Genomic DNA, 10167 nt, shown 5'->3' on the forward strand with positions numbered 1-10167 from the left:
GTTGACGCCAGGTTCGGGAGTGCCGCCTACCGGCGAGCCGATCGGCGGCACTCCCGAACCTGGCGTCAACGGTGCACTCGAGGACGCATACCACGTTTCGGTCTCGCCGTACGCGTTGATCATCACGCGATCCGGCGCCCAACGATCAACCACGTCGGTCGGGCACAGCTCGCCGGCCACCACCAACGCCACCGAATCCAGTCCTTCAGGCGACAACGCACTTACAGCAGAAGGGGTTTGGCTCAAGACGCCGACCTCTTCAGCAACCAGCAAGGCGTGGAATTCTTCCGGCGATCGAGCCACCGACTCGGGTATCACGACCAGCCGCCCGCCCTGCAGCAGCGCGCTACACATCTCCCACACCGAAACGTCGAAACCGTAGGAATGACACTGCGACCACACACTGACTGCCGGCAGGCCCGCATTCAACGGCGCCAACAGCTGGGTCACGTTCTGATGGGTGATGGCCACGCCCTTCGGGATACCGGTGGTGCCTGAGGTGTAGAGGATGTAGGCGATGTCATCCGGACCCGGCGCTGGTGGTGCCGTGCTGGGTTGGCTGTCGACAGCGGAGTCTTCGCTATCGATGACCAGCAGGTCATGCCGATCCAGCCGCGGGCGCAGCGCGGTGGTGGTGACAGCGGCGATCGGCGCGGCATCGGCAAGCATGAAGTCGATCCGGCTGGCAGGCAACGCCGGGTCGATCGGCAGATAGGCCGCTCCGGTCTTGAGCACCGCGAAAATCGCCTTAATCGCCTCAGCCGACCGTGAAAACAGCACGGCCACACAGGAACCCGGCCCCACCCCGTGGGCGGCCAACAGGTGCGCCAGCCGGTTCGCCGCCGCGTCAAGATCGCGATACGTCATGCAGCGGCCCTCGAAGGTCACCGCCACCGCCTCCGGCGTGCGCGCCACCTGCGCGGCGAACAGCACCGGAATCGACACAGGCGCGGGCGCGAGCTGGCTCAACGCCGCCCGATTGCCCCACGCCTGCAACTGGATGTGCTCAGCCTCAGCCAGCAGATCCACCGACGAGAGCCGCCGGGCCGGATCTGTGCTCATGTTCATCAGCACCCGCTCAAAGCGCTCGATGAGCACCTCGATGCTGGCGGCGTCGAACACATCGGTGCGGAACTCCACTGTCCCGCCGAGCCCCGCAGGCTCACCGTCCTCGGTCCAGTGTTCAGCCAGAGAGAAAACCAAATCCATTCGGGCGGTGCGGATTTCCACCGGCAGCGGCGTGACCTGCAGCTCGCCCAAGGCCACTCCCGCCGAAGAATTGCCGTCCTGCCAGGGAAGGTTCTGCCAGGCCAACATCACCTGAATCAAGGGGTGATGGGTCAAGCTTCGGGCCGGGTTGAGCCGCTCCACCAGCACCTCGAACGGCACATCCTGATGCTCGTAGGCGGCAAGGCTACGCCGTCGCACCTGGGCCAGAAGTTCGCCGACCGTGGGATCACCGACCACCTCTACCCGGAGCACCAAGGTGTTGACGAAAAACCCCACCAGCTGATCGAGCACGGGATCGCGCCGCCCGGCGATCGGGAAGCCAACCGCCACATCGCTGCTGGCGCTGAGCTTGCAAAGCAGCACCGCCAACGCGGCCTCGATGACCATGAAGGTGGTCGCGTCGTTCTCCCGTGCCACCCGCGCAAGCCGCTGCTGCAGCTCGGGCGGCCACTGCACCGCCACACTGGCGCCGCGGTGATCGGCAACAGATGGATAAGGCCGATCGGTCGGCAGCTCCAGATGCTCTGGCATCCCGGCCAGCGCATCCTGCCAGTAGGCCAGCTGAGCGGCGATAAGGCTATGGCTATCGTCCAGATCCCCGAACTGCGCGCGCTGCCACAGCGTGTAATCGGCGTACTGCACCGCCAGTGGCGCCCAGCCGGGGGCGTGGCCCGCACACCGGCTGGCATATGCCACACCAACATCAGCCGCCAGTGGCCTCAGCGACCAGCCATCTGCGGCGATGTGGTGCACCACGACCATCAGCACGTGTTCGTCTGGGGCGACGCGGAAAAGCCAAGCCCGGAACGGAATCTCGGTGGCCAGATCGAACGTGTGGCCCGCCGCGGCACCGACGGCCTCGGCCAACCGACTCTCCGGCCAGCCGCTGGCGTCAATGATCTGACACCCGAAACCGGCCTGCTCAAAGGGGATGACCACCTGCTGGGGTACGCCGTCGCACGCGACGAACAACGTGCGCAGGCTTTCATGGCGGCCCACCACATCGGCCAGCGCCGCAGCCAGCGCCTGCGCATCAAGCGCACCACTCAACCGCAAGGCCGCCGCCGTGTTGTACACCGCTGAGGGCCCCTGCAACTGGTCGATGAACCACAACCGGCTCTGGGCGAACGACAGCGGAATCTCCGCGGGCCGCTCCATCGCCGCCACCGGCGCCAGTCGACCCGCGCCCTCATCGATACGGCACGCCAACCGGGCAACCGTGGGTGCCTCGAACAGGGTGGCCACCGAAAGATCGGCGTCCAGGCCGGTGTTGATCGCCGCGATCACCCGCATCGCCGAGAGCGAATCCCCACCCAGGTCGAAGAACGACTCATCCACGCCGACCCGGTCCAGCCCGAGCATCTGGGCGTAAACGCCAGCCAGGATCTCCTCGATGGGGTTGGCCGGGGCCCGGTGACCACCCGCCGTGTATTCGGGTGCGGGTAGGGAGCGGGTATCGAGTTTGCCGTTGACCGTCAGCGGCAGCGCTTCCAACACCACCACCGCCGACGGCACTATGTAGGCCGGGAGTCGCTCGGCCAGCATGGCGCGGATTGCGGCAGCGTCTGCTGCTCCCGTCACATAGCCGACCAGGCGCTTGTCGCCCGGGCGGTCCTCGCGGGCGATCACCACCGCCTGATCAACGCCATCCAAACCGGCCAACGCCGCTTGGATTTCACCGAGTTCGATGCGGTAGCCGCGGACCTTGACCTGCTCGTCGGCGCGGCCGACATAGTCCAGTTGCCCATCGGCGCGCCAACGCACCAAGTCTCCGGTGCGATACATCCGTTGTCCCGACGCACCGAACGGACACGCCACAAACCGCGACCCGGTCAACGCAGCTCGGCCTACATACCCACAAGCCACGCCGCGACCGGTTGCATACAACTCACCGACGACCCCGGGCGGCACCGGGCGCAACCAGCCATCCAGCACGAACAGGGCCGCATCCGCCACCGGTGCCCCGATCGGCACTGTCGCGGAACCCGCTGCCAGCGGGGCGCTGATCGCCACACACATGGTGGTCTCGGTCGGGCCGTAGGCGTTGATCATCACCCGGCCCGGCGCCCACCGGTCAACTATCTCGGGCGGGCAGGCCTCACCGGCCATCACCAACGCCGCCGACTCCAACCCGTCCGGGGTGAGAACGGCGACCGCGGAGGGGGTTTGAGTGAAGACGCTGACGCGTTCGGCAACCAGCACATCGTGGAACTCTTCCGGTACGCGCGCCACCTCCTCGGGAACCACCACCAGCCGCCCACCGCGCAACAGCGCACCGAAGATCTCCCACACCGAGACGTCAAAGGCCAACGAATGGCTGTGCGACCACACCCCAGCGCGCGGCAGCCCGGCGTCCAACGATGCCAACAGCTGGGTGACGTTGTGGTGGGTGATGGCCACGCCTTTGGGCGTCCCGGTCGTACCCGAGGTGTAGATGAGGTACGCGATATCGTCCGGGCCCGGTTCCGGCAGTGCGGTGCACGGTAAGGTCTGGATTCGGGGATCGTCGATATCGATGATCGGCACGTCGTGGCCGTCCAGTCGGTCAGCCAACCCCGCCGTGGTGATGACGGCGATCGGCGCTGCGTCGCCGAGCAGGAACCCTATCCGCGCCGTCGGCAGCGCGGGGTCGATCGGCAGATAGGCCGCACCGGTCTTGAGCACGGCCAGAATCGCGGCGACCGCCTCTGCCGAACGGGAAAACATCAGCGCCACATAGGAACCCGGGCCCGCGCCGTGAGCAGCCAGCCACTGCGCCAGCCGGTTCGCGGCCGCATCCAGCTCCCGGTACGTCCACGAACGCTCACCGCACACCATTGCCACCGCATCGGGGGTGCGCGCCACCTGGTCGGCGAACGCCGTTGTGATCGACAGCGCTGTGGTGGCCGGCCGGGACAACACCGCCCGGTTGCCGATCTCATCCAGCCGGGCATGTTCACCGGCGTCGAGCAGATCGATCGAAGACAACGACCGTCCCGGATCGCGCGTCATCGCCACCAACATCCGCTCGAACCGCTCGGTCAACGCGTCGATGCTGTCCCCGTCGATAACCTCGGTGTCATATTCCACCCGGAAGCCCAGCTCGCGACCCGGGAGGGCTTGCATCGCAAGCGGGTAGTGGGTGCATTCGTGACTGGTGAGATCGGTGACGGTCAGGTCTTTGCCGTCCGCCAGAGCGGCAGTGTCCAGCGGGTAGTTTTCGTAGCCGAACAGCGCGTCAAACAGCTTCTCGTGACCGGTGATTCGATGAATCTCAGTCAGCGCCAGGTGCTGGTGCTCAAGAGTGTCATTGTGGGCGTTTTGCAGGTGGTCCAGCAGTTGCGACGTCGTGGTTGTCGTTGTGATAGGTGCCCGCACCGGCACCGTGTTCATGAAAAGGCCCACCATCGATTCCGCGCCGGCCACCTCAGGTGGCCTACCGGAGACTGTGGTGCCGAATGCGACGTCATGCTGACCGGTCGGCCAGCACAGCAGCTGCGCGAAGGCGGCCTCCAGCACGGTATTGACCGTGGTGTGGCATGAGCGGGCCAAATCGCTGACCGCCCGGGTGATTTGGGCGGACACCCGAAATGTCTTGACGCCACGGGGGCCGAGGGCCAATGTCTGCGGCGGTCCGATCAACGTTGGGGTGTCGAAGCCGGCGAGCACCTGACGCCACGCCGCGCGGGCGGCATCGAGGTCGCGATCGGCCAGCCAGGTCAAGAAGCTCCGATAGGGCGGGGCCGCTGCCAGTCGCTGCCCGCTGAACCTCGCGAAAATTTCCTGCAGCACGATCGACATCGACCAGCCATCGAGGACGATGTGGTGATTGGTCAGCACGAACCGGTGGCGATCTGGTGTGATGCGGATCAACGCCGCTCGAAAGGCGGGCTGGTGGACGATATCGCCGACGGCGGCGCGTTCAGCGGCGCGAATCTGTTGGATCAGCTCTTCCGCGTCGGCGTCGAGGCCGGCGACGTCGACTTCGAGATCTACATACCGCCACTGGAGCACGGGAGCAGCCGGAACGACCTGCACCGGCTGGTCAGGCTTCGGGCAGAATCGGGCGACCAGATGTGGGTGCCGGTCGACGACGGCGTGCACGGCATCGCGTAGGCGGCGTTCATCGAGTCGACCGCTCAACGTGATATCCAGCTGCACTGCATACAGATCGCGGTTGTCCCGCGCGGTGCTGGCGTGGAACAGCAGTCCCTGCTGCAAGGGGGTCAACGGCAGAATATCGGCGATCTCGTATTGCTGAGCAAGCTCATCGATCTGTTGTTGACTGACTTGTGCGGGCACAACGTCGGATGGAGTCAGGCCGCCGCCGCCGTGTCGCACATGGGCGCAGATACCGCCGAGGGCGTCAAACCACAGCCGGCTGATCCGGCCGACCGCCGCATGATCGAGCTTTGATGGCGCCCAGGTCCAGTCGGCATGCAGGCGCGGGCCGGTGTCAGTGTCGACGGTGACTGCGTTGACCTCCACGGTGTGCATCAGCGGCATGGGCACCGCCGCGGTGGCACCGGTGAGCGACACGCCGTCATGGCTGATCCGCCAACCGTCACCGGACGCGTCGGCGGCTGCACCGAGACGCCCGAAATAGTTGAATCCGATTGGTGGGTCTGCCCCGTCCAGGTCAACGTCGGCGTTGAGGTAGCGGAGCACACCGTACGTCAGGGGATCGGGGAGGGCGCGAAGTTGCTCCTTGGCGTCTTTGAGCGCCGCCCCCAGCGCCGCCTCGCCCGCCAGCACCTGCTCCCACGACAATCCGCCCACGGCCAGCGCCACAGGGTATTTGGTGGTGAACCATCCCACCGTGCGCGACAGATCGACGTCGGCCGCCAACTCCTCATGACGGCCGTGGCCCTCGACGTCGATGCCGACCGGTGCGCCGCCCTCGCCCAAGAAATGCGCCCACGCCAAGGCGAACGCGATCAACAGGATGTCCTGCACTCCGGCATGGAACGCCGCGGGCACCTCGCCAAGCAGCATGCGGGTGGTCTCGGCATCCAGCGACACCGACAGGTGCCCGGCGGTGGCACAGGTATCCACCGCCGGCTCGACCGCGGGTAGCGCGGCCGGAACCCTCGCCACCTGCCGCCAGGCACCCGCCTGGTCCACGACTTCGGGACTACGCGCGTGCTCGGCCAGCAGCGACGCCCAGCGGGTAAACGATGTCCCGCCCGCCGGCAACCTCACCTGCTGTCCGCCGCGATGCTGGGCCCACGCGATATTGAGGTCTTCCAAAAGGATTCGCCACGACACGCCGTCGATCGCCAGATGGTGAACGATCAGCACCAGCTGGCCGGCGGAGGCAACCCACAACGCGCTGAGCATCGCCCCGCTCGCCGGGTCCAGCCGGGACCGCGCAGCCACGAGCGCGTCATCGCAGAGCACGTCCACCGTGTGCAGGCACTCTCCGGCATCCACCGACCCCGCCTCGGGCACCGTCAACGACCACCCGCCCTCGCCGTCGTCATCGACGCGCAGCCGCAACATGGCGTGCCGATCCAGCAATGCCTGCAACATGACGACCACGTCAGCGTCGGTCACTCCGGCGGGGGCCTGCACCGCCATGGTCTGGTTGAACTGTTCGATCGGGCCGTCCACGCCGTGCAGCCACCGCATGATCGGTGTCGCGATCACCGGTCCGACACCCTCGTCCGCCGCGGTGTTCTCACCGGTGGCCACCGCGGCCACCCGGGCCAGCCGCGCCACGGTTTGCTCGACGAAGATGTCGCGCGGCCGGCACAGCACGCCCGCGGCTCGCGCCCGGGCCACCACCTGCATCGCCGAGATGCTGTCTCCACCCAAATCGAAGAAAGGCTCGTCGACCCCGACCCGCTCGAGTCCGAGCACCTGGGCATAGATGTCGGCGAGGACCTCCTCGACCGGGTCGGCCGGAGCCCGGTACTCGCCGGCGCTGTATTCGGGTGCCGGTAAGGCGCGGCTGTCCAGTTTGCCGTTGACCGTCAGCGGTAGCTCGTCGAGGGCCACCACCGCAGCCGGAATCATGTACGCCGGCAGCCGCTCGGTCAACTGCGCGCGTATGTCGGCCGGGTCGGCGGTTCCGGTGATATAGCCCACGAGGCGTCTCGGGCCGGTGCGGTCTTCGCGTGCGATGACGACCGCCTGCTCGACGCCATCCAATTCGGTTAGAGCTGCGCGGATTTCGCCGAGTTCGATGCGATAGCCGCGGATCTTGACCTGTTCGTCGGCGCGGCCCAGGTACTGCAGCTGTCCATCGGCACCGCGGCGCACCAGGTCGCCGGTGCGATACATCCGCGCCCCGGCCCCGCCGAACGGGCAGGCCACAAACCGCGACCCGGTCAACCCCGCCCGGCGCCAATACCCGACTCCCACACCGGCGCCGGCCACGTACAGCTCCCCGACCACCCCGGTCGGCACCGGCCGCAACCAGCCGTCCAGCACAAACACTGCCGCCGACGGCACCGGCGCACCGATCGGCACCACGCCCGCACCCGGAGTCAGCGGCGCACTGACCGCCGCATACACCGTCGTCTCTGTGGGGCCGTAGGCGTTGATCATCACCCGCCCCGATGCCCACCGATCGACCACCTCGGCCGGACAGGCCTCACCGGCCACCACCAACGCCGTTGCGTCCAACCCGTCCGGCGAGAGCATCGCCACCGCTGACGGGGTCTGACTCAACACGCTGACGTGTTCGGCGACCAGCAGGGCATGGAAATCCTCGGGGGAACGAACCACCGCGTCAGGTATCACCACCAGCCGCCCGCCATGGAGCAGCGCACCGAAGATCTCCGACACCGAGACGTCGAAACCGTAGGAATGCCACTGCGACCACACCTGCCCCACTCCCTGTGGCAGCCAGCTGTCCAACGACGCCGACAGCTGGGTGACGTTGTGGTGGGTGACCGCCACTCCCTTGGGTACACCGGTCGTGCCCGAGGTGTAGATGAGGTAGGCGATATCGTCCGGTTTCGGCAGCGCTAGTTCGGTATTGGGTTGGGCGTCGACGACAGGATCGTTGACGTCGATGACGATCATGTCGTGGCCGTCGAGGCGCGACCGCAGTCCAGAAGTGCTCACCACGGCGATCGGTGCGGCGTCGGAGAGCGTGAACCCGATCCGGGATGCCGGCAGCGCCGGGTCGATCGGCACGTAGGCCGCGCCGGTCTTGAGCACCGCCAGGATCGACAGGATCGCTTCGGCCGAGCGAGTAAACAGCAGCGCCACACGTTCGCTGGCGCGTGCGCCATGAGCGGCGAGCCGGCGCGCCAACCGGTTCGCAGCCTCGTCCAGCTCCCGGTATGTCCACGTAAGCTCACCGCAGACCAACGCCACCGCGTCCGGGGTCCGGTCGACCTGCCGGGCGAACATGGCCGTAACCGTGGCCGGCGAGCTCAGTGGCGCGGTCAGCACCGCCCGATTGCTCCAGCCCACCAACTGGGCATGCTCGCCGGCGTCCAGCAGATCCACCCGCGACACCCGCTGAGCCGGGTCGGCGGTCACCGCCACCAACACCCGCTCCAACCGTCTGATGAGCGCCTCGATGCTGGCCGCGTCGAACACGTCGGTGCGGAACTCCACCGCCCCGGCAATCCCGGCGGGCTCACCGGCCTCGCTCCAGCGTTCGCGCAGGGAAAAGGTCAGGTCCATTCGGGCCGCCTGGGTATCCACCGGGATCGGGGTGGCCTGCAGATCACCCAAGGCCAACCGGCCCGCGGGGTCATCGGTGTGCCCGGGAAGGTTCTGCCAGGCCAACATCACCTGCACCAGCGGGTGGTGGGTCAGGCTTCGGGGCGGGTTGAGCCGCTCCACCAGCACCTCGAACGGCACGTCTTGATGCTCGAAGGCCTCCAAACTGCGTGCGCGGATCTGAGCCAACAGCTGAGCGAAGTCGGGATCACCGACCAACTGCATCCGTAGCACCAAGGTGTTGACGAAAAACCCCACCAGCCCATCGAGTGCTGGGTCACGCCGTCCGGCGATCGGGACCCCGACTGCCACATCAGGGCTGGCGCTGATCTTCGAGAGCAGCACCGCCAGGGCTGCCTGTACCACCATGAAATCGGTGGCGTTGTGCTCACGGGCCACCCGAGCAACCCGCTGCTGTAGCTCGACCGGCCAGTCGACGGCCACCGTGGCGCCGCGGTGGTCGGCAACCGGCGGGTAGGGCCGGTCGGTGGGCAGTTCCAGGTGTTCCGGCATCTCGGCCAGGGCCTTGTGCCAGTAGGCCAGCTGAGCGGCGATCGGGCTGTGCGGATCTGAGAGTTCACCGAGTTGCTCGCGTTGCCACAACGCGTAATCGATGTACTGCACAGCCAACGCGTCCCAGCCGGGGGCTTGCCCGGCGCTGCGGCTGGCATAAGCGACGCCCAGATCATGCACGAGCGGGTTGATCGACCAGCCGTCGGCGGCGATGTGGTGCACCACGACGACCAGCACGTGTTCGTCCTCTGCGACGCGGAAAAGCCGCGCCCGCAAGGGAATTCGTCTGGCCAGATCAAACGTGCAGCGCACCACGGTGTCAATGTCCTCGCGCAGGCGAGCTGCCGACCATTCCGTCGCGTCTGCGACGTCCCAGCCGAAATCGGCCCGCTCAACGGGGATTACGAGCTGCTGGGGTGTTCCCTCGGGCGCCGGGAACAGCGTCCGCAGGCTTTCGTGGCGGCCGATCACATCCGCCAGCGCCACACCCAGCGCCTCGGCGTCCAGCCGACCACGCAGCCTCGACGCCACCGCGATGTTGTACACGGCCGACGGCCCGTGCAACTGGTCGAGAATCCACATGCGTTTTTGGGCAAACGACAACGGAACTACGGCGGGCCGGTCAACCGGCACCAACGGCGGGAACCCACCCTCGCCTCCACCAATACGGGGCACCAACTGGGCAACGGTGGGTGCTTGGAAGAGGGTGCGTATTGCGAGGTTGGTGTTGAGGGTGGTGTTGAGGGCGGCGATCAGGCGCAT

At 67.1% G+C, this 10167-nt stretch carries 1 protein-coding gene; it reads right to left on the reverse strand.

All coding sequences use genetic code 11. The annotated features are described in order from the left end of the window. Positions 1-10167, reverse strand: a 10167-nt coding sequence (locus tag AU187_RS13805) for a non-ribosomal peptide synthetase (protein WP_156442355.1), incomplete at both ends; no start/stop codon positions are given.

It is taken from the genome of Mycobacterium sp. IS-1556 (assembly GCF_001499985.1).
Lineage (GTDB): Bacteria > Actinomycetota > Actinomycetes > Mycobacteriales > Mycobacteriaceae > Mycobacterium.